The organism is Flavobacterium aciduliphilum (assembly GCF_003268855.1).
Taxonomy (GTDB): domain Bacteria; phylum Bacteroidota; class Bacteroidia; order Flavobacteriales; family Flavobacteriaceae; genus Flavobacterium; species Flavobacterium aciduliphilum.
Genome location: NZ_QLSZ01000001.1, coordinates 133,008 through 151,522, shown reverse-complemented (window position 1 = coordinate 151,522; position 18,515 = coordinate 133,008). Strand labels below are relative to the sequence as shown.

General features: G+C 34.0%; 20 protein-coding genes. 5 read left to right on the top strand and 15 right to left on the bottom strand.

Going from position 1 to position 18,515, the window contains the following annotated elements; genetic code table 11:
* Positions 1–91: 91 nt before the first annotated feature.
* The 3 genes from CLV55_RS00650 to CLV55_RS00640 form a co-directional block, all read right to left on the bottom strand.
* On the bottom strand, positions 92–1,309 hold the full coding sequence (locus CLV55_RS00650) for a DUF1015 domain-containing protein (RefSeq protein WP_112111807.1): 1,218 nt from the start codon (positions 1,307–1,309) through the stop codon (positions 92–94).
* A 64-nt stretch (positions 1,310–1,373) separates the two neighbouring features.
* Positions 1,374–2,261: a 3-hydroxyacyl-CoA dehydrogenase family protein gene (locus CLV55_RS00645; protein ID WP_112111806.1), complete on the bottom strand. Its 888-nt coding sequence runs from the start codon at positions 2,259–2,261 to the stop codon at positions 1,374–1,376.
* A 77-nt stretch (positions 2,262–2,338) separates the two neighbouring features.
* The gene (locus tag CLV55_RS00640; RefSeq protein WP_112111805.1) at positions 2,339–3,307 is read right to left on the bottom strand and encodes a Gfo/Idh/MocA family protein; all 969 of its coding nucleotides are present in this window, start codon (positions 3,305–3,307) and stop codon (positions 2,339–2,341) included.
* A 152-nt stretch (positions 3,308–3,459) separates the two neighbouring features.
* Between CLV55_RS00640 and CLV55_RS00635 the strand changes: the two genes are divergently transcribed.
* Positions 3,460–4,101 (top strand): protein-L-isoaspartate(D-aspartate) O-methyltransferase, encoded by a 642-nt coding sequence (locus CLV55_RS00635; protein ID WP_112112203.1) that lies wholly within the window; start codon positions 3,460–3,462, stop codon positions 4,099–4,101.
* Positions 4,102–4,143: 42 nt separating this feature from the next.
* Here the strand turns inward: CLV55_RS00635 and CLV55_RS00630 are convergent, their stop codons facing one another.
* Positions 4,144–4,503 carry a helix-turn-helix domain-containing protein gene (locus CLV55_RS00630; RefSeq protein WP_112111804.1) on the bottom strand — a complete coding sequence of 120 codons (360 nt, stop codon included), beginning with the start codon at positions 4,501–4,503 and terminating at the stop codon, positions 4,144–4,146.
* Between the two features lie 9 nt (positions 4,504–4,512).
* Entirely contained in the window at positions 4,513–4,965 is a 453-nt protein-coding gene (smpB, locus tag CLV55_RS00625) for an SsrA-binding protein SmpB (protein WP_112111803.1), read from the bottom strand.
* Between the two features lie 140 nt (positions 4,966–5,105).
* Here smpB and CLV55_RS13050 point away from each other — a divergent pair, with 140 nt between their 5' ends.
* Together CLV55_RS13050 and CLV55_RS00615 are read left to right on the top strand one after the other, a co-directional pair.
* On the top strand, positions 5,106–5,741 hold the full coding sequence (locus CLV55_RS13050) for an outer membrane beta-barrel protein (RefSeq protein ID WP_112111802.1): 636 nt from the start codon (positions 5,106–5,108) through the stop codon (positions 5,739–5,741).
* Positions 5,742–5,846: 105 nt separating this feature from the next.
* Positions 5,847–6,077: a VF530 family protein gene (locus CLV55_RS00615; RefSeq protein ID WP_112111801.1), complete on the top strand. Its 231-nt coding sequence runs from the start codon at positions 5,847–5,849 to the stop codon at positions 6,075–6,077.
* 3 nt (positions 6,078–6,080) lie between these two features.
* On the opposite strand, the gene CLV55_RS00610 is transcribed toward CLV55_RS00615, so the two are convergent.
* The gene (locus CLV55_RS00610; protein ID WP_112111800.1) at positions 6,081–6,641 is read right to left on the bottom strand and encodes a GNAT family N-acetyltransferase; all 561 of its coding nucleotides are present in this window, start codon (positions 6,639–6,641) and stop codon (positions 6,081–6,083) included.
* Positions 6,642–6,652: 11 nt separating this feature from the next.
* A complete protein-coding gene (locus tag CLV55_RS00605; protein WP_112111799.1) occupies positions 6,653–7,507 on the bottom strand; it encodes an aldose 1-epimerase family protein in 855 nt (284 codons plus the stop codon).
* Between the two features lie 101 nt (positions 7,508–7,608).
* On the opposite strand from CLV55_RS00605, the gene CLV55_RS00600 reads away from it, so the two are divergent.
* Together CLV55_RS00600 and CLV55_RS00595 are read left to right on the top strand one after the other, a co-directional pair.
* Positions 7,609–7,890, top strand: coding sequence for a hypothetical protein (locus CLV55_RS00600; protein ID WP_112111798.1), 282 nt, complete (start codon positions 7,609–7,611; stop codon positions 7,888–7,890).
* Between the two features lie 92 nt (positions 7,891–7,982).
* Entirely contained in the window at positions 7,983–10,235 is a 2,253-nt protein-coding gene (locus CLV55_RS00595) for a M1 family metallopeptidase (protein ID WP_112111797.1), read from the top strand.
* A gap of 64 nt (positions 10,236–10,299) precedes the next feature.
* On the opposite strand, the gene CLV55_RS00590 is transcribed toward CLV55_RS00595, so the two are convergent.
* The 8 genes from CLV55_RS00590 to rfbF all read right to left on the bottom strand — a co-directional run bounded on the left by CLV55_RS00590 (position 10,300) and on the right by rfbF (position 18,499).
* The gene (locus tag CLV55_RS00590) at positions 10,300–11,046 is read right to left on the bottom strand and encodes a maleate cis-trans isomerase family protein (protein WP_317048357.1); all 747 of its coding nucleotides are present in this window, start codon (positions 11,044–11,046) and stop codon (positions 10,300–10,302) included.
* A gap of 69 nt (positions 11,047–11,115) precedes the next feature.
* Positions 11,116–12,027 (bottom strand): fumarylacetoacetate hydrolase family protein, encoded by a 912-nt coding sequence (locus tag CLV55_RS00585; RefSeq protein ID WP_112111796.1) that lies wholly within the window; start codon positions 12,025–12,027, stop codon positions 11,116–11,118.
* A 5-nt stretch (positions 12,028–12,032) separates the two neighbouring features.
* Entirely contained in the window at positions 12,033–13,367 is a 1,335-nt protein-coding gene (gene creD, locus CLV55_RS00580) for a cell envelope integrity protein CreD (protein ID WP_112111795.1), read from the bottom strand.
* 4 nt (positions 13,368–13,371) lie between these two features.
* Positions 13,372–14,481 carry a cupin domain-containing protein gene (locus tag CLV55_RS00575; protein WP_112111794.1) on the bottom strand — a complete coding sequence of 370 codons (1,110 nt, stop codon included), beginning with the start codon at positions 14,479–14,481 and terminating at the stop codon, positions 13,372–13,374.
* A gap of 73 nt (positions 14,482–14,554) precedes the next feature.
* The gene (locus CLV55_RS00570) at positions 14,555–15,733 is read right to left on the bottom strand and encodes a glycoside hydrolase family 26 protein (RefSeq protein WP_112111793.1); all 1,179 of its coding nucleotides are present in this window, start codon (positions 15,731–15,733) and stop codon (positions 14,555–14,557) included.
* On the bottom strand, positions 15,733–16,638 hold the full coding sequence (locus tag CLV55_RS00565) for an NAD-dependent epimerase/dehydratase family protein (protein ID WP_112111792.1): 906 nt from the start codon (positions 16,636–16,638) through the stop codon (positions 15,733–15,735). The genes CLV55_RS00570 and CLV55_RS00565 overlap by 1 nt, the downstream gene beginning before the upstream one ends.
* On the bottom strand, positions 16,626–17,738 hold the full coding sequence (gene rfbG, locus CLV55_RS00560; RefSeq protein WP_112111791.1) for a CDP-glucose 4,6-dehydratase: 1,113 nt from the start codon (positions 17,736–17,738) through the stop codon (positions 16,626–16,628). The genes CLV55_RS00565 and rfbG overlap by 13 nt, the downstream gene beginning before the upstream one ends.
* Positions 17,723–18,499 carry a glucose-1-phosphate cytidylyltransferase gene (gene rfbF / locus CLV55_RS00555; RefSeq protein ID WP_112111790.1) on the bottom strand — a complete coding sequence of 259 codons (777 nt, stop codon included), beginning with the start codon at positions 18,497–18,499 and terminating at the stop codon, positions 17,723–17,725. The genes rfbG and rfbF overlap by 16 nt, the downstream gene beginning before the upstream one ends.
* Between the last annotated feature and the right edge of the window lie 16 nt (positions 18,500–18,515).

The window sequence follows — 18,515 nt, the reverse complement described above, 5'->3', positions numbered from 1 at the left end:
TTATTTTGGAACTCAGATTTTATAAATTTCTCCAATTTCTGTTCTGGAAAATGTATCTATTTCTTTTCTCTTTATTCTATTCCATTAGAACTTACAACTCATATACCATCAATCCACTTCGAAATTTTGGTTCGATATACGTAGTTTTTGGAGGCATTATTAAATTGTTATCAGCTAAAGCTTTAATTTCTGAAATATCACTTGGAAAAAGCATGAATCCTACTTCAAATTCGCCCTCGTCTACTAGCTCTTTAAGGGTTAAAATAGATTGTTTACCCGGAATATATTCGATGCGTTCGTCGTTTCGTAAATCTTCAATGCCTAAAATGGGTTGCAGTACTTTGTCATACAAAATTTGTGCATCCAAATTTTCTAAAAGTGACGAATTGTTATTTTCCAATTTATAGAAAAGAGCATAAAAATTTCCGTCCAAATACATGCCAAATTCAAACTTGCCCTGCGGTTTCCACAATTCTTGTTCTTTCGATTTGATGATAAAATGCTCTGACAATAGTTTTAAAAATGTTTCTTTCGAATGACCATTCAAATCGCGAATGATTCGATTGAATTCATAAATTTTAACGTTGCTTTCAGCGATTAAAAAACTCATAAAATAGTCTAAATTCGCGTTGCCCAAATGACAATCTTGATCGTATAAAAGTTCTGCCGAAGCCGAACGGTGGTGACCATCGGCGATATACAATTCGGGAATATTCTCAAATTGTTGTTCTAGCCATTGTAACTCATTCAAGTCGTCAACCTTCCAAAGGGTGTGTTTTTCTTTATTGGTGGTTGAAAAATGATATAGAGGTTGTTCGTTTTTCTTTTTCGAAATCCAAGTATTAATTTCTGCTTTATCAGGATATGTTATTAAAACAGGTTCCGTGTTAAACTCGGTTTGATGCAAATAATCCTTAAACAATTCGACACGATATTGCAGCGTGTCTTCATGCTTTTTGATACTATTATTTTTATAATCTTCAATGGATGTTCCTGCAACAATTCCGGTAAATGTCTGTACTTTGGTTTGAATTTCATATACAAAAAAAGAAGCTATTTCATCGGCTATAAAAATGCCCTCGTTTTTAAAATCCTGATACTTATGAGCCACACCTTTAAAACGTTTGTCTAAGGTGATTTTTTGCGCATGTACATAGGCAGGATTGATCACGTGCAAAAACGAATACGGATTGAAGTTCAACCAAGCCGCTAGTTCAGCAGGAGAATAATCGTCATAGTTTCTGCAAGTCACTAAAGCTACTTTATCAGGCGTTGGACGAACGGCTTTGAAAGGGATTATTTTGCTCATATTTTAGTCGAAAGTCGAAAGTCGAAAGCATTTACTTTAAGACTTTCGACATTTGACTTGATGATTATTTAAATTGTTTAGAAACTTTTTCAGCTTTTTTACTTTCAGCATAATCATAAAAGCCTTCACCCGATTTTACGCCTAGTTTTCCAGCCATGACCATATTAACTAAAAGCGGACATGGAGCGTATTTTGGGTTTTTGAATCCGTCGTACATCACGTTTAATATTGAAAGACAAACGTCTAATCCAATAAAATCTGCCAATTGCAAGGGGCCCATAGGATGAGCCATTCCGAGTTTCATTACGGTATCAATTTCTTGAACACCAGCAACGCCATTGTATAACGTTTCTATACTTTCGTTAATCATGGGCATCAGAATTCTATTGGCTACAAATCCAGGATAATCATTAACTTCTGTTGGCGTTTTACCTAACTTTACGGATAAATCCATAATAATTTTAGTCACCTCATCCGAAGTATTGTAACCGCGAATGATTTCTACCAATTTCATAATCGGCACCGGATTCATAAAGTGCATTCCGATTACGCGTTCAGGATGCACTACTTGCGCTGCAATTTGGGTAATCGAAATGGATGACGTATTGGTAGCCAAAATTACATTGTGGTCACAAATCTCACTCAATTGTTTGAAAATATTGAGTTTCAATGTCACATTTTCAGTAGCTGCTTCAACCACTAAATCGGTTCCCACTACACCATCTTTGATGTCAGTATACGTAATGATGTTTCCAATGGTTTTGTGTTTGTCGTCTTCAGAAATCGTTCCTTTGGAAACCATGCGATCCAGATTGGAAGCTATAGTTGCCATACCTTTTTCTAAAGATTTTTCTGAAATATCGATTAATTTTACGGTAAAACCGCTTTGTGCAAACGTGTGAGCTATTCCGTTGCCCATGGTTCCTGCGCCAATTACTGCTATTGTTTTCATTATGTTTGTTTAGTTTGTTTTAAATTATTTTAGTTCAAATTCTAATTTTTTTTTAATTTATGAATTTGAGGTCAATATTATTTTTTATTCATCGAATCAATAATCATATACGCCACTCTTAAAGCTTCGGTTCCATCTTCTAAAGTTACGATTGGAGTAGTATTATTTAGAATTGCATCGGCAAAAGTTTCTAATTCATCAAGAATAGCATTGTTGGGTGCTACTTCGGGATTGTTAAAATAAATCTGTTTTTTTTCGCCTTCTGCATTTTGCAAAATCATATCAAAATCGCCAGGAACTTCGGGGGCCTCTTTCATTTTTACCACTTCACAAATCTTATCTAAATAATCTACTGAAATGTAGGCGTCTTTTTGAAAAAAACGTGATTTACGCATGTTTTTCATCGAAATTCTACTCGATGTGATGTTTGCCACACAACCGTTTTCAAATTCAATACGAGCATTAGCAATATCGGGCGACTGACTCAAAACAGAAACGCCACTAGCATGGACGGCTTTTACTTTTGATTTTACAACACTCAAAATGGCATCGATATCATGAATCATTAAATCCAATACGACAGGAACATCAGTACCACGCGGATTGAATTCGGCCAAGCGATGGGTTTCGATAAACATGGGGTTCTCGATTTGATTCTTCACAGCAATGAAGGCAGGATTGAATCGCTCTACATGACCTACTTGACCTTTTACATTATATTCATTAGCTAAGGCAATGATTTCTTCAGCTTCTTCAATGGTAGTTGCAATGGGCTTTTCAATGAAAACATGTTTACCACTTTTGATAGCCACTTTAGCACATTTATAATGCGAAAGGGTAGGAGTCACAATGTCTATAACATCTACAGCATGAATTAACTTTGCGATGGTGTCAAATCGTTTGTAACCAAATTCGCTTGCAATTTTTTCAGCATAAACAGCATCTTCATCATAAAATCCAACTAATTCATATTTTTCAGATTGTTGTAACAATCGGAGGTGTATTTTTCCGAGGTGGCCCGCACCTAAAACGCCAATTTTAAGCATACAATAAAAATTTATCAAAAGTACTAAATATTAAGTAAAATCCAATAGGAATACCCAAATTCAACTCCTTGTAAAATAAAACAATTTGGGATCTAGAATTTGCTTTTTGATATTTTTCAATCTATTTTTACCAAAATAAATACTTGCCACAATTGAAAGATACAAACAAACATCAGGGACTTAGAAATCAGTTAGCTAAACAATTGGAAGAAAAAGGAATAAAAGATAAAAATGTTTTAGAAGCGATAAAAAAAATTCCAAGACACTTGTTTTTAAATTCTAGTTTTGAAGATTTTGCTTATCAAGACAAAGCGTTTCCTATTGCAGCAGGACAAACTATTTCACAACCTTATACGGTTGCTTTTCAAAGCCAGTTACTTGAGGTAAAAAAAGACCAGAAAATTTTAGAAATAGGTACAGGGAGTGGCTATCAAACAGCCGTTTTGTGTTTTTTAGGCGCAAAAGTTTATTCTGTAGAACGTCAAAATGAATTGTTTAAACAAACGTCTTTATTGTTGCCAAAATTAGGGATTCGTCCTAAGTATTTGTCATTTGGTGATGGGTATAAAGGCTTGCCCAATCATGCTCCTTTTGATAGTATTATTGTAACTGCCGGTGCACCAGAAATCCCAAAAGCCTTGATGGCTCAATTGAAAATTGGAGGAAGACTAGTCATTCCCGTTGGTGAGCAAGAACAAATTATGACGATGTTGATTCGTAAAAATGAAACTCAATTTGAAAAACACGAGTTGGGAGATTTTAAGTTCGTCCCTTTGTTGAAAAATAAAAGTTAGCGACTGTATTTTGTACAATTAAAAAGTTCAAAATTTTACTTTTTACAGAGTGCTCAATTTGTTTTTCAAAGTATCGATTTCTGATAAAATAGCGGCTATTTGAACTTCTTTTTGAGATTGCGTTAAAGTTATTCCTTTTTCATTTAGTATTTCTGTAATAGCTTGTATGGATTGAGGATTAAAATCAATACGGTTTAATAGTTTTTGTTTGTACCAAGCTACTAATAGCGTATTAAGGTCTATTTCTAATATGGAAGCTAATACTTTTATTTGAAGTTCTGTTGGAATTCTTTGACCGTTTTCAAACTTACTAATTAATGCTTGATCAATTTTAGTTAGTAAAGCAAGTTCACGAGTAGTTATTTTTTTATTCTCTCTTCCGTTTTTTAAAAGGTCTTTCATAAAAAGGGTTTAAAACATTTTCTTTATTCGATCCAAATCCCTTTTAGTGTCATTTTCCTTGAGTGTCTCTCGCTTGTCATAAGTTTTTTTTCCTTTGCACAAAGCAATTTCAAGTTTGGCAATCCCTTTTTCATTAGTAAATAACCGTAGCGGAATAATGGTTAATCCTTTCGTTTCAATGCTTCGCTCTAAAGATTTTAATTCTCTTTTATTTAAGAGTAATTTTCGTTCACTTCTCGATTTATGGTTGAATTGATTTCCATAAAGGTATTCTTCAATATAGGTATTAATTACAAAAAGTTCGCCATTGTGAAATTCACAAAAACTTTCTGCTATTTGAGCTTTTCCTAATCGAATGGATTTTATTTCAGTACCAGTTAAAACGATTCCAGCCGTATATACGTCTAGTATTTCATAATCGAAACGGGCTCTTTTGTTTTGTATGTTTACAACTTTATTCATCGGGAACAAATGTAGTAACAAAAATAGTAAACGTAAAGAAAATAAATTGATTTCAAAAAAAATGAAAAGTATGATATATATCAGTTTTTATGTGCGATGTAGCCTATAAATTTGTCCTATAATTTTAAAACTAAAACAAAATAAAAAAAATTTTATTAGTTGCAGCTATAGCTTTATCAACATTAACTGCAAATGCACAAGACAAAAAAGAAAGTAAAGGATTACAAGGAGCGTGGTTTGCAACTGCTCAAGTTGGTTATTTACAATCAAAAACAGGTGATTTAAAAAATACTAATACGACAATCTTACCAATTGTTGGAACTTTTGTTTCGCCATCTGTAGCTTTAGGAGTTGGTGTAGGTAATATTTCAATGAAATCTGAAGCTGTAACGAAAACTACTGATGCAAGTTTATTAGTTGTTCAACCTTTAGCAAGAAAGTATTATAATGTAGCAGGAGGTTTGTATTTCTTTGGACAGGCTGCATTACCAATAATTTCAGGTAAAGAAAAAGTTTCTGATTTAAAAGTTAATCAATTTGGAGTTGCTATATCAAGTGGATTTGACTATTTTGTAACGAAAAGTTTATCTGTTGAGTTTTCTTATAATTTAGTTAATTTCAGTCAAACAACTCTAACTCCAAAAACAGGTGATAAAACTACAACTACAGATTTTTCTCTTGCTCACGTTGCAACTGTTGATTCAAGTTACAATCTTTCAGGTGCAGGAGTTTCATTGACGACTCCATTATCTTTTGGATTTAAATTCATATTCTAATTTTACAATTAGGATTATTTAGAGTTATTGGTTAGTTCCGATTCACGTCGGACGGAAAGGTCACCATTTTTTAGTGGTGACTTTTTTTATCTATATATTTGCACTATGCATAATCAAAAGAAAACCAACCCGCTGCATGGAGTTACACTTCAGAAAATGATAGAGCAATTAGTAGATTATTATGGATTTGACACTTTAGGGGAACTCATAAAAATAAGATGTTTTAATGACAATCCAAGTGTTAAATCAAGTTTGACCTTTTTGCGAAAAACCGATTGGGCACGTAAGAAAGTGGAAGAATTATATATTAAAACATTACCAAAGTTCTCTAATTAGCTTTTATTTAATAAAATTCTTTTTTAATAAAGAATAAATTACGGTATCCCAAAATTTGCCATTCCATAATTCATTTTCTAAAATATGGGCTTCTTTTACAAAGCCATTTTTTTGCAATACTCGTTCTGAGGCAATATTATCTGGGTCGATGACAGCTTCAATAGAATGCATTTGTAAATCATGAAAGCCATATTCTAAAACTACTCGGATTGCTTCAGTAGTATACCCCTTCCCACTATATTGTGGTAAAATCATGTAGCCAATTTCACACCGATGGTTTTCAGGTTGTATTCGATAATGACCAATAATACCAATTAATTTGGGTTCTCCTTTTATTGTGATGGCCCAGTTGATGCCTTCATTTGCTTCAATTTTTTCATCAAGCATTTTAAAATGTTCCATCGCTTGTTCCTTTGAGGTAACAAGAGGCCTTGGAATAAACTTCATAGTTTCGGGATTACTACGCAGTTCCATGATTTCGTCCACATCAGCTCTAGTAATCCTACGGAGAAACAGTCGCTCAGTTTCCAAATTTTTAAAGGGATGAAAATTAATTTCTAACACGGTGTCTATTTTTATAAAATTTCAATACTAAACTGAGCTTCAAACGTTTCATTTTTATTTAATATCAATATGCCCTCTTTTTCAAAAAGATTTCCTGTAGCATCAACCGAATCAGCATAACCAAGCCAAGGTTCAACACATATAAATGGAGCACTCACTTTTGTCCAAACACCTAGATTGTTAAAATCCTCGAAAGTAATTCTTACATAAGGATAATTTTCTTTCAAAATAGTAATCTCTCGAGAGTGTATTGTTTTGAAAACCAAAGCATCGTTTTCAAATAGTGAATAATGTAAAGGGAGTATTTTGTTTTGTAATTCAATTTCTAAACTCCGGTTTGAAATTAAATCATTTTCTAAAATGGAACACGCTAAGGTTTCTTGCCGATTAAATGCTAGACTATAATTTTCAAAGGGTACATTTAAAGCAAAGGCAGGATGAGCTCCTATAGAAAAAGGAATCGATTGTGAGTCGCAATTTATGACTTGATAGCTTAATAGTATTTTATTTTCTATTAAAGTATACATTAATTGTAATTCAAAATCAAAAGGATATCGGTTTCGAGTTTCATCATTTGATTTTAATATAAAAATCACTTTCGTCTTGGAACAATGAGCCACTTCAAAATTCATGTCTCTTGCAAATCCATGTCGTAATAAGTGGTATTCTTTTTCATTATGATAGTACGTGTTGTTTTTCAATGTTCCTACTATTGGAAAAAGAATAGGCGCATGCTTAGCCCAATAGTCTGGATTTCCATCCCATATATATTCTTGGTCGTTTTGAAAAGCCTTAAATGAAAATAATTCAGCGCCATGACTGTTAATTTTTGCAGAATATTTAGAATTGGTTAGGGTTATTGTCATCAATTAATTGAAATTTAAGTTAAAATAGTAATGAAAGGTAAATATATTTTATTAATTTTAAACTACCAATAATTATAATCATTAATTAAAATTCAAAGATCATGACAACAGAATTCGAAATCATTGAAAAAGAAAAGATTGCGAGTCTATCTTTTCCTCACGAAGAAGTATTACATGAGCATACTGCAATTAAACAAAGAGGTTCTGATTTGAATCGTGCGCTATCTCTAGGTAATTTGGAACACGCCAAAATAAAAATTTATTTCGAAGATGATCATTCAAAGAAAGTTGTCGAAACCACGGTTTGGGGAGTTACAGATTCTAGAGTCATTTTAAAACAAGGGAATGGCATTCCAATTAATAGAATTATTAAATTGGAGTAACAAAATTATAAATATACATACTAATTAAATGCTTTTGAGTTTTCAGAAGCATTTTTTTATTTACTTTGCTTATTAATTAACCCTTTCAATTTATGAAAAATACTCTTTTTAATGCATTACATTTGAGTGTACTACTTTTGGCTGGTTTTACAAGTGTAGCACAAGAGACAAAACCTGTTTCTAACTACAATTATAACGAAACATTCGCAAATAATTTTTACACAAAGAATGGAACAGAAACCAGATCTGCTAGTGGACAACCTGGCGCCAAATATTGGCAAAATAGAGCGGATTATTCGCTTACAGCTACATTAAACGATCAGAATAAAGAAATTTCAGGTTCTGAAATACTAACTTATACCAATAACAGTCCTGACAAGCTAGGATTTTTATGGATGAATGTAGATCAAAACTTATTTAAAAAAGACTCTCGTGGTAACGCAATTATTCCCTTAAAAGGAAGTAGAAATGGCGCTAAAGGACAAGATTTTGATGGAGGATTTAAAATAAAATCGGTAAAAATCATCACTTCAAATGCAGGAAAAATTCAAGAAAAGGAAACAACATTCACCATTACCGATACTAGAATGCAAGTAGATTTGCCACAGGCGGTTGGTGCAAATGGAGGTGTGGTAAAAGTCAAAATAGATTTTTCTTTTATTTCTCCTGATTATGGCTCCGATCGTATGGGGGTTGTAGAAACTAAAAATGGTAAAATTTTTACAGTGGCTCAGTGGTATCCAAGAATGTGCGTTTATGATGATGTATTAGGTTGGAATACAAGACCTTATTTAGGAGCTGGTGAGTTTTATTTAGAATATGGTGATTTCGATGTAAGCATTACAGCTCCAGCCAATCACATAGTTGTATGTTCGGGTGATTTGCAAAATCCATCGGAAGTGTATACTGCTGAACAACAAAAGCGATGGGCATCTGCCAAAAATAGTGACAAAACCGTGATGATTCGAACTGCTGATGAAGTGACAAATACCAATTCTAGACCCTCAGGTAAGTCTTCTCTAACATGGCGATTTAAAACAAAAAATGCACGTGATGTATCATGGGCTTCTTCTGCTGCCTTTATCATTGATGCCGCTCGAATTAATTTACCAAGTGGAAAGAAAGCACTTGCCGTTTCTGCTTACCCAGTAGAATCTGAAGGGCAAAGTGCATGGGGAAGAGCTACAGAATATACCAAAACATCAATTGAAAACTATTCAAAAAGATGGTTTGAATTCCCTTATACTGTAGCTACAAATGTAGCTGGAAATGAAGGGGGTATGGAATATCCTGGAATTGTATTTTGTGATTTGAAATCAAAAGGAGAAGAGTTGTGGGGTGTTACGGATCATGAATTTGGGCACGGTTGGTTTCCTATGATAGTTGGGTCTAACGAAAGATTATTTGCTTGGATGGATGAGGGATTTAATACTTTTATCAACGGATTAAGTTCGCAAGATTTTAACAATGGCGAATACAAACAACGTAATCCAAACATGCATCAAATGGCCGGTATGTTAACAAATCCAGACATGGAACCTGTTATGGCAGCTCCAGATAATTTAAAAGAAGCTAATTTGGGGTTCTTGGCTTATTACAAACCAGGTTCTGGATTGGATATGTTGCGTAATAATATATTAGGTGTAGATCGTTTTGATAAAGCTTTTAGAACTTATGTAGAACGATGGGCTTTTAAACACCCGATGCCAGATGATTTTTTCAGAACTATAGAAAATGTTGCAGGTGAAGATTTAGGATGGTTTTGGAGAGGATGGTTTCTTAATAATTGGAGTCTCGATCAAGGAATTTCAAAAGTAAAGTATGTCAAAGGAGATGCTAAAAATGGGGCTCAAATTACAATTGATAATTATGATAAAATGGTCATGCCTGTTGTTTTGGACATCAAAACAAAAAGTGGAACCGTGATGCGAAAAAATTTACCTGTAGAAATTTGGCAACGTAATAAATCATGGACTTTTAAAGTGGATACGAAAGAAGAACTTGAATCGATTACACTAGATCCAGATAATGTCTTCCCAGATAGAAATGACGAAAATAATATATGGACAGAGGCTAAAAATGGTGTAGATAAAGCCCCTAGATTAGACGCATATGTGGGGGATTATACAAGTGTTAAAATTCCAATAAAAATAAACTTCTCTGAAGAGGATGATAGTTTAGTAATCAATTCTCCTGGTCAACCCTCTTCTCCATTAGAGGATAAAGGAAACGGAAAATTTACTATTGATCAAGCGGGATTAGTCATTCAATTTAATGCAACTAAAGATGGTTTTACACTATTAATTAGTGGACAAAATTTTGAGTTTACAAAAGTAAAAAAATAATAAAAAAGAGAATTTATAAGTAAAGCCGTTTCAATTGAAACGGCTTTTTTAGTTTACGAATTTTTTAGAAAGTACCATTTAGTAGTGCACCTCCAATAGTTGATTTTGCTTCAATTCCGAGTTTTTTCATCATTTCATAAGTGGTGCATACAGCAGCAGATGTAACGGGAATGCCACATTCCGCTTGAATCAAATCAATAGCTTCTAGAGAAGGCATTTGCACACAAGCAGAAGCGACTAAGATGTCTACATCGGTTAAATCGAGCTGTTTGTAAATTTCTAACAAATTCATTGGATTTTGAGCGGCTACTTCTAGATTGTCTGGGATTTCAAGCGCAATACTTTCTTTGACCTTGATGCCTTGATGTTCAATATAATCGACAACTTTATCGGTGAGCGGACGCATATAAGGTGTTATGATTGAAATTTGTTTCGCACCTAAAACGTTTAAACCATTAATCAATGCGCCAGCAGAAGTTACAATAGGAGTAGGGAACTCGTTGGCAATAGTTTCTTGATGTAAATTAACTTCCGAAACGCAATGATACCCACGCCCCATACTCATAATAGCTACTAAACACGCATAGCCCATTACGTCTACATGTGCATCGGAAAGTTCTTGAGCACACTTTAAACTCATGGCATCCATGGCTTTGAGTTCTTCCTGGGTTACTTTTTTCATGCGCATTCTACTCGAATGGAACGTAAAACGTTCGGGTAAAATGGTTTCGCGTGCACGAAAAATGGCAGGTATTTCCGTTTCCATCGTTACATTTGATGATGGAACTATTTGTCCTATTCTGTATTTCATTATGCTCAATTTACAGTCTCAGTCACAGTAAGCAGTCTGAAAACAGAATACTGAGGCTGAATACTAATTTTATATTTCCTTAACTGTATTTACTATTGTTCCAATTCCTTCCACTGTGGCTTCTACAACATCGCCATCGTACAACCATTCTTGAGGATCTCTTCCAGCTCCAACTCCTGATGGTGTTCCTGTTGCTATAATATCACCAGGTTCTAAAGTGAAAACCGTACTTAAATCCTCTATCAAATCATTAATATTAAATAAGAGAAATTTGGTATTTGAATTTTGTTTTTCAACGCCATTTACTTTTAGCGATAAATCTAAGTTGTGTGGATTTTCGATTTCGTCTTTAGTTACTAGAATTGGCCCCATAGGTGCAAATGTATCTTGTCCTTTGGAGACAATCCATTGGCCTTCTCTTCGACAGTCACGAGCGGAAATGTCGTTGATTACTGTATAGCCAAAAACATAGTCCATTGCATCTGTTTTTGAAACGTATTTTCCTTTTTTACCAATCACAACAGCCAATTCCACTTCCCAATCTAGTTGTTGAGTTAGTTTGGTATTCTTAATAATTTCAGTATTTGTTGCAGTAACTGTTGTTGGTGGTTTTGAAAATATGATTGGTTTTTGAGGTAATTTTCCAGTGGTATCCAAAGTTCGAGCACTTTCGGCAACATGTTCGGTATAGTTTAAACCAATTCCAATGATGTTTTTTCTTGGTTTTTCAATGGGAGCGAGAAGGGTAACTTCATCCATTTCATACGAAATCTCTTCAAAAAAATTCGCAGGCGTTTCCTGAATCATTTCTGTAATTTCTTCGATAATTTCAAATCCCATATCGATTAAATCCAACATATCGTTGGGAAGCGGAAAATTGGAAATTTCACCAAAATCCTCCATGTCTATAATGTGATTATTGTGAATAAATCCTAGTCGTGATTCAAAATTTTCTTTTAGCGTATACGTGAGTAGTTTCATTGTATTTATTTTTTTTCTTCGTTTTCTTCTGAAATATTTAAATTATACCAATCAATTTTTCTTGAAAAATACATTACAAGACCTAATATGATAAATATTCCAATACTACCAATTAGTAAAGCAAAATCCTCTAGTTGTATGATTACAAAAATAAAAGTATATAATATTAATAATATTCCACTTATGAGGTACATTAAGGGAGTAGATTTTAATATTGCCTTTACATATCCCGCTATTAGCAGCAGTGTTGCTAAGGCCGAAATAATAAATGAAACATCAAATTTTAAATGTTCTGACAGAGATAATAATAAACTGTAAAATACTATTAAAGCGATACCAACTAATATATATTGGATAGGATGGATGAAAATCTTATTTAATATCTCAATAAAGAAAAAAACTATAAATGTAAACACAATAAACAAAATCGCATATCTAATGGAACGATAGGTTTTTTGATAATTTCCAACGGGTAAAATCAAATCAATTCCAAAACTAGAGTTCGATATGTTATAGGTATTATTGGTCCATGTTTGTGGATAGTTTCTATTTAAATGTAAAATATTCCAATTGGCTTTAAATCCAGAGTCTGTTACTTTTCTCGAATCAGGAAGAAAAGCGCCATTAAAACTTGGTGTCTTCCATGAAGATTCAATTGTAACGTCAGTTGTTTTTCCAACAGGTGTAAAATATAAAATTTGACTTCCTTTTAAATCTATTTCAAATGAAAAAGAGCTATAGCTATTATCTGTGGGATTGATTTCAATTTGAGCATTCATTCCACTTTTTACTATATCATCAGAAATAACACCAGGATTAAAAGAATAAGATTTGTCGTTCCAATTTAAATTAATCTGTTTTTCAATACCTCGCAAGTCATTAATTCCAAGTGTAAATTGTGCTTTGTTGAATATAATATCTTTTTCAGGAATATCGTATTCACTGCTGTTGAAATTTTTAAATTTTCCAGAAATAGTAATTTTAGAATTATAAACCACTATCTGATAAATCCCCCTGTTTCGTTGTTCAGGGTTTATTTTTCCAGTAATTTTTAATTCATTGGGTAGAATGTGTATGAATTCTTTTACTTTAACAACTTTAGTAGTTGAATCTTTTTTTGAATACTCTTTTATGTATTTGTCATAAGGTATTGAAATAAATGGACCTGAAAGTGTTTGTTCATTTGCCCACTTTGAGCTTACTTCGTTAATAGCCTCTTTTTGAGTTGATTCTCTCTCATAAATTAGATTTTCAATCATTGAGGTTGGAATGAGTAATAACAATCCTATGAAAAAAATTGTTCCAACTTTAAAGTATATATTTGTCTTTAGAGATTTCATATATTTAATACATTTGATGTCCGTTATTTTCTTCTAATTCTTTTCCTTGAAATAACCCTAATCCTTCAATTACAGGTAAATCATTAAAATTGAATAGAAAAGCATCTTCTGTTTCAGATAGATTATGATGTTCGTGCCAAGCCCAAGAGGGCACACAAAAAATATCACGTTCCTTCCAATCCAAACGTGTACCGTTTATAATTGTATAGCCTTCTCCTTTAGCACATTGATATACAAAAGAACCGGTATGTTTGTGTGCTTTACCTTTAAAACCAGGAGGAAGTAATTGCATAGCAGCACCCATAGTTTGCATCACATGACCTCCAGTCAATGGATTGGAATAGTGCATCAAAATCCCATCAAAAGGATTAATTTCATTGACTTTAGCTACTTCCAATAAAGTTGGATATACGGTTGACCAAGAGTATTTGAATAAAGGAGAATAAGGCTTATCCCATTGTCTATCAGCAGGAAGTAAACCAGCCCCACCAAAGGTGATAGGGGAGTGATTGATGGGGTTTATCAAAGGTTGTTTTCCATCGTATACAGCATAATCATTGGCTTCTAGAGCATTTACTAACGGAATATCAAGTCCATCTTGCCAAATACATGTCTCTCCGTCTTCTTCTACACCGTGTTCGTGCCAAGCCGAATTTGGAGTGATAACAAAGTCGTTTACTTCCAGCATGATTTTATTTCCATCTACAACTGTATACCCTTTGTTACCTTCCATGATAAAGCGTAAAGCAGACGCGCGATGGCGATGAGCCGATGTAAATTCGCCAGGTCGTGTTACTTGAATTCCTGTGTAGAGCCAACCCACCGCTGCCGAAACATCTTTTCGTTTGTCATTTACTAAATAAACCACACGACGACCTGCTTGTTCCGGAGTAACCAATTCAGATGATTTTAATACTAATTCTCGTAAATCATCATACTTCCAGAGCATGGGAACTGAGTTTGATTTGGGCTCCCAAGGTTCAATATCATTAGCAACAGTCCATAAAGCACCTGCGCCCAATTTTTCGAGTTCTTGGTAATAAGCATCGAGTTCGGGAGTGTTTTTAACTCGTGCTCTTCCGTAAACATCGTCTGAATAGTGGTTTTCTTCCATATTTTATAGTAAGTAATCGTTAGATTCAAGTCTATAAAAGTATGGAAAATTCTCTTACTATTTTTTGAATAGATTAATTTTTAGGTTGTTTTATGGAAGCATCCCAAGTTTTGAGAGTTTCTTTGATTTTTGAAGTTACTTTTTTATCATCTTTAATATACCAGTTCACCGATTTATCAGTTGTAGTTTTATCACCCGAATAGTGGAAAAAAACAATGGAATTTACCAAAGGATAATTTTTTTGAAAATTTCGAAGCGCATCGCCAAACCATTTTGCTCGATCTCCACCAGGTTTTAAACAGCCAAACTCGGCAATCATCATAGGCTTTTTGTAAGAAGCCAATTCTTTGTAATGACTTCCAAAAATTTCAGCAAAGGTCCACCATTTACTCCAATTAGTACTGGTACCAAAATTTAAAATACCAGTAGAAACCATATCAACATATTCATTCCCAGGATAGTAATCATCAAAATAGCCATAAGCGGTATGAGGACTCCAAACCCAAATGATGTTTTTGGCTCCAATCTTGTTAAAAAGATCATGTACGTGCTTCCACCCCGCAACAAATTCTTGCGGTGTTACGTTTTGAGGTCCCCATGGATAACGATAAGGCTCATTCATTTCGTGACCTAATCTTAAGTAAATAGGGTGACCATAGTCTTTGGCACTTTGCGCCCATTTGGAAAGAAAGGCATCATAAAGACCGTTGGCAACTTGTGTAAAAGCGCCCTTGTCTCGTTGTTCTACGGCTGGAATTCCTGGAAAATCTTCAACATTAAAATCACTTACCCATGGCTCCCAAGTGATCATAGGAACAGATCCAATTTCGTCTATTGCATTAACTTCTTTTATGGGAAATTGTTGCTCATCTTTTTCTCCCCAAGCTTGATAAATATGAATAATTGGAAACGTTAAAGCTAGTGAATCTTCCAAATTGATGATATTTTCATACGATTCTTTCTTGCTATCATCGGAAGCTCCAAAAAGAATGATTTTAGAATGTACAAGTTTTTCCTTTTGGTAGCGAATGTTTTTAAACCAAGCCAATTTATCTTCACGAGTTCCTTCTCTTTGATCTAAAATGATGGTTTTTTCAACTTCCTGTACAGTCGATCCTGCTTTAGTGAGGACGGTTTCTATTGGTCCTTTCGATTTTTCACTAACCATAGAAAGACCATAGACTACAAAAAAGCCTAGTGATAAGGCTAGAATCACATAGATATATCGAGAAAATCTTTTAAATAAGTTCATTACAAATTGTTTATAGTTCTTTTGATGCCATTATCAAGCGTAACTTGTGGCAAAAATCCTAATTTTTCTTTAATCTTAGTGTTTGACCCAATCATTTCCCATACTTCATTAGCTCTGTAGGGGAGCGCTCCCAAAACAATTCGAGCCTTACTTGAAATTTGAGTGTTGATTTCTTCAGCAAGGTCGCATAATTTTGTGCCAATACCACTGCAAACATTCATTGTTTCATAATATGAATTCCTGTTTTTGGCTGTTAAAAGTAAGGCTTGTACAACATCATCTACATGTAAAAAATCACGCATTTGTTCTCCTTTAGTCATCAAAAAATCTTCATTTCTTTTCAACGAATGAATCATTTGCGGAATAAAAAAATCTTCAGGCATATTAGCCCCATAGAAGTTGAAAATACGCAAGTTAGTGAATTTTTTTGAGGTATTCGCACAAAAAGTAACAATTAAATTTTCTGCATTAACTTTAGTTAATGAGTAGGGTGAAACAGGTTGAGGAATTTGGTGTTCATGAAAAGGTGAAACGTTATTTCCGTATATTTCACTTGAAGAGGCAAAAATAAAATGACTGTCTATATTTTCTATAGCTTGGAGTAAATGTAATGTTCCTAAGACATTCACTTGGTTCATACGTTCAAAAATTGAAAAATCTCTTGTTCTACTGATATCAGCAGCCAAATGATAGACGATTTCAGGGTTGATTTTTTGCATACATATTTTAAGAGTTTCAGAATCTAAAATATCAACTTTATGATGAAAAGCATCATCTGAAGATGTTCTGGAAAGAGTATGTACAATAGCACCTTCTTCTCGTAAGGCTTTTACAAGAAAAGAACCCAAGTAACCATGTCCGCCAGTAACAAGGATGGTTTTATTTTTAAGCGCTATTGTGCCCATACTATTTTTGCATGCTTTGCTTCTGAAACATAAGACTCTAAGTCGGAAATCGAATTCACTTTAGAATTGATGTAATAATCGTGATACCAGCCAATTGTTTTTTCCATTGTTTTTTCAATACCCCAAACGGCTTTCCATTTTAATTGTTTAGTAGCTTTTGAACAATCTAACATTAACAAATTAGCTTCATGATGGTCGTTTGGATCTTTACTATACTCAATTGAAATTGCATCCCATTGGTTTACAGAAAGTCTAATAATATCTTCTACGGGCAAGTTGCTTGACAAGTCGGGACCGAAATTCCAACCTTCAGCTGTTGCCACATCTTGTTCTAATAATTTCCAACCTAATGTAAGATAGCCACTTAGAGGTTCTAATACGTGTTGCCAAGGACGAGTGGCTCTTGGGTTTCGTATTTTTACAGCTTCATGGTTTGCAGTCGCTCTCACTATATCTGGGATGAGTCTATCTGCTGCCCAATCGCCACCTCCAATAACATTGCCTGCTCGTCCACTTGCCAATAAAACTTGATGTTTTACTCCAAAATAATCGGTATTGAAATACGAATTTCTATAGGAAGAGGTTAACAACTCGGCACAACCTTTTGATGCGCTATAAGGGTCATATCCACCCATCGGTTCGTTTTCCCGATACCCCCACTGCCATTCTTTATTTTCGTAACATTTATCGCTGGTCACATTAACAATAGCTTTTACAGAAGGCGTTTTTCTACAAGCCTCAAACACATGTAAGGTGCCCATCACATTTGAAGAAAAAGTATCTATTGGATCGTTATAAGAAGCTCTTACAAGCGCTTGAGCGGCTAAATGAAAGACGATATCGGGTTGCACTTCATGAAAGTAATTTTGAAGTGCCTTAAGATTTCTTAAATCATCTATTTTTTGAGTAATATTTAAAGACAACAAATCTAAATGATTTAAATCCTCATTTTTTAACGCATAGCCATATACTTCAGCTCCCATTTTTTCTAACCACAAGGCCAACCAAGATCCTTTGAAGCCTGTATGACCCGTAAGTAATACTTTTTTTCCTTTATAGATGCCTCCAAATAGCGTTTCAAAATTTACCATGTTTTCCATAAGGCTTTATTGTTTTTCCACATTTCATTTAATTGGATATTGTCTCTCAATGTATCCATTGGTTTCCAAAATCCGTAATGTTTGAACGCAAAAAGTTCACCGTCTTTTGCTAAATTTTCCAAAGGTTCTTTCTCCCAAATTGTCTGAATCCCATTCGTAATATAATCAAACGCTTTTGGTTCACAAACAAAGAATCCAGCGTTAATCCATCCGCCATCACCAACTGGTTTTTCTATAAAATTACTCACATGACCGCTCTCTCCATCAAACGAAACCCCTCCAAAGCGTCCTTCAGGTTGAACGGTAGTCATGGTAACGGCTTTACCATGATTTTTATGAAAAGCAACCAATTCTTGGATATCAATATTTCCTACACCATCTCCATAGGTTAGCATAAATGGTTCATCACCTACTACATCCTTAGCTTGTAAAATTCTACCACCTGTCATTGCATCTAGTCCAGTATCTAGTAGCGTTATTTTCCAAGGCTCCGATTTGTTATTTAATATTTTAACTTCATTATTTGATAAATCAATTGTGACATCACTGTTGTGTAAAAAATAATTTACAAAATATTCTTTGATGACATAGCCTTTATAGCCTAGTAGTACTACAAAATCATTGTAGCCATATTGTGAATAAATTTTCATAATGTGCCACAAAATAGGTTGGGCTCCAATTTGAATCATTGGTTTTGGAATTAAATCAGTGGCTTCACTAAATCGGGTTCCAAATCCACCAGCTAACAATAAGGTTTTCATAATACAGTTTTTTTAG

Excerpts from the sequence above, each read along its gene's own strand:
- CLV55_RS00615 (WP_112111801.1), top strand. The coding sequence starts at position 5,847 with ATGCATAATCAAAAGAAAACCAACCCGCTGCATGGAGTTACACTTCAG.
- CLV55_RS00595 (WP_112111797.1), top strand. The coding sequence starts at position 7,983 with ATGAAAAATACTCTTTTTAATGCATTACATTTGAGTGTACTACTTTTG.
- CLV55_RS00590 (WP_317048357.1), bottom strand. The coding sequence starts at position 11,046 with ATGAAATACAGAATAGGACAAATAGTTCCATCATCAAATGTAACGATG.
- CLV55_RS00640 (WP_112111805.1), bottom strand. The coding sequence starts at position 3,307 with ATGCTTAAAATTGGCGTTTTAGGTGCGGGCCACCTCGGAAAAATACAC.
- CLV55_RS00650 (WP_112111807.1), bottom strand. The coding sequence starts at position 1,309 with ATGAGCAAAATAATCCCTTTCAAAGCCGTTCGTCCAACGCCTGATAAA.
- CLV55_RS00575 (WP_112111794.1), bottom strand. The coding sequence starts at position 14,481 with ATGGAAGAAAACCACTATTCAGACGATGTTTACGGAAGAGCACGAGTT.
- smpB (WP_112111803.1), bottom strand. The coding sequence starts at position 4,965 with ATGAATAAAGTTGTAAACATACAAAACAAAAGAGCCCGTTTCGATTAT.
- CLV55_RS00565 (WP_112111792.1), bottom strand. The coding sequence starts at position 16,638 with ATGGGCACAATAGCGCTTAAAAATAAAACCATCCTTGTTACTGGCGGA.
- rfbG (WP_112111791.1), bottom strand. The coding sequence starts at position 17,738 with ATGGAAAACATGGTAAATTTTGAAACGCTATTTGGAGGCATCTATAAA.
- CLV55_RS00630 (WP_112111804.1), bottom strand. The coding sequence starts at position 4,503 with ATGAAAGACCTTTTAAAAAACGGAAGAGAGAATAAAAAAATAACTACT.
- CLV55_RS00570 (WP_112111793.1), bottom strand. The coding sequence starts at position 15,733 with ATGAACTTATTTAAAAGATTTTCTCGATATATCTATGTGATTCTAGCC.
- CLV55_RS00645 (WP_112111806.1), bottom strand. The coding sequence starts at position 2,261 with ATGAAAACAATAGCAGTAATTGGCGCAGGAACCATGGGCAACGGAATA.
- CLV55_RS00585 (WP_112111796.1), bottom strand. The coding sequence starts at position 12,027 with ATGAAACTACTCACGTATACGCTAAAAGAAAATTTTGAATCACGACTA.
- CLV55_RS00605 (WP_112111799.1), bottom strand. The coding sequence starts at position 7,507 with ATGACAATAACCCTAACCAATTCTAAATATTCTGCAAAAATTAACAGT.
- creD (WP_112111795.1), bottom strand. The coding sequence starts at position 13,367 with ATGAAATCTCTAAAGACAAATATATACTTTAAAGTTGGAACAATTTTT.
- CLV55_RS00600 (WP_112111798.1), top strand. The coding sequence starts at position 7,609 with ATGACAACAGAATTCGAAATCATTGAAAAAGAAAAGATTGCGAGTCTA.
- rfbF (WP_112111790.1), bottom strand. The coding sequence starts at position 18,499 with ATGAAAACCTTATTGTTAGCTGGTGGATTTGGAACCCGATTTAGTGAA.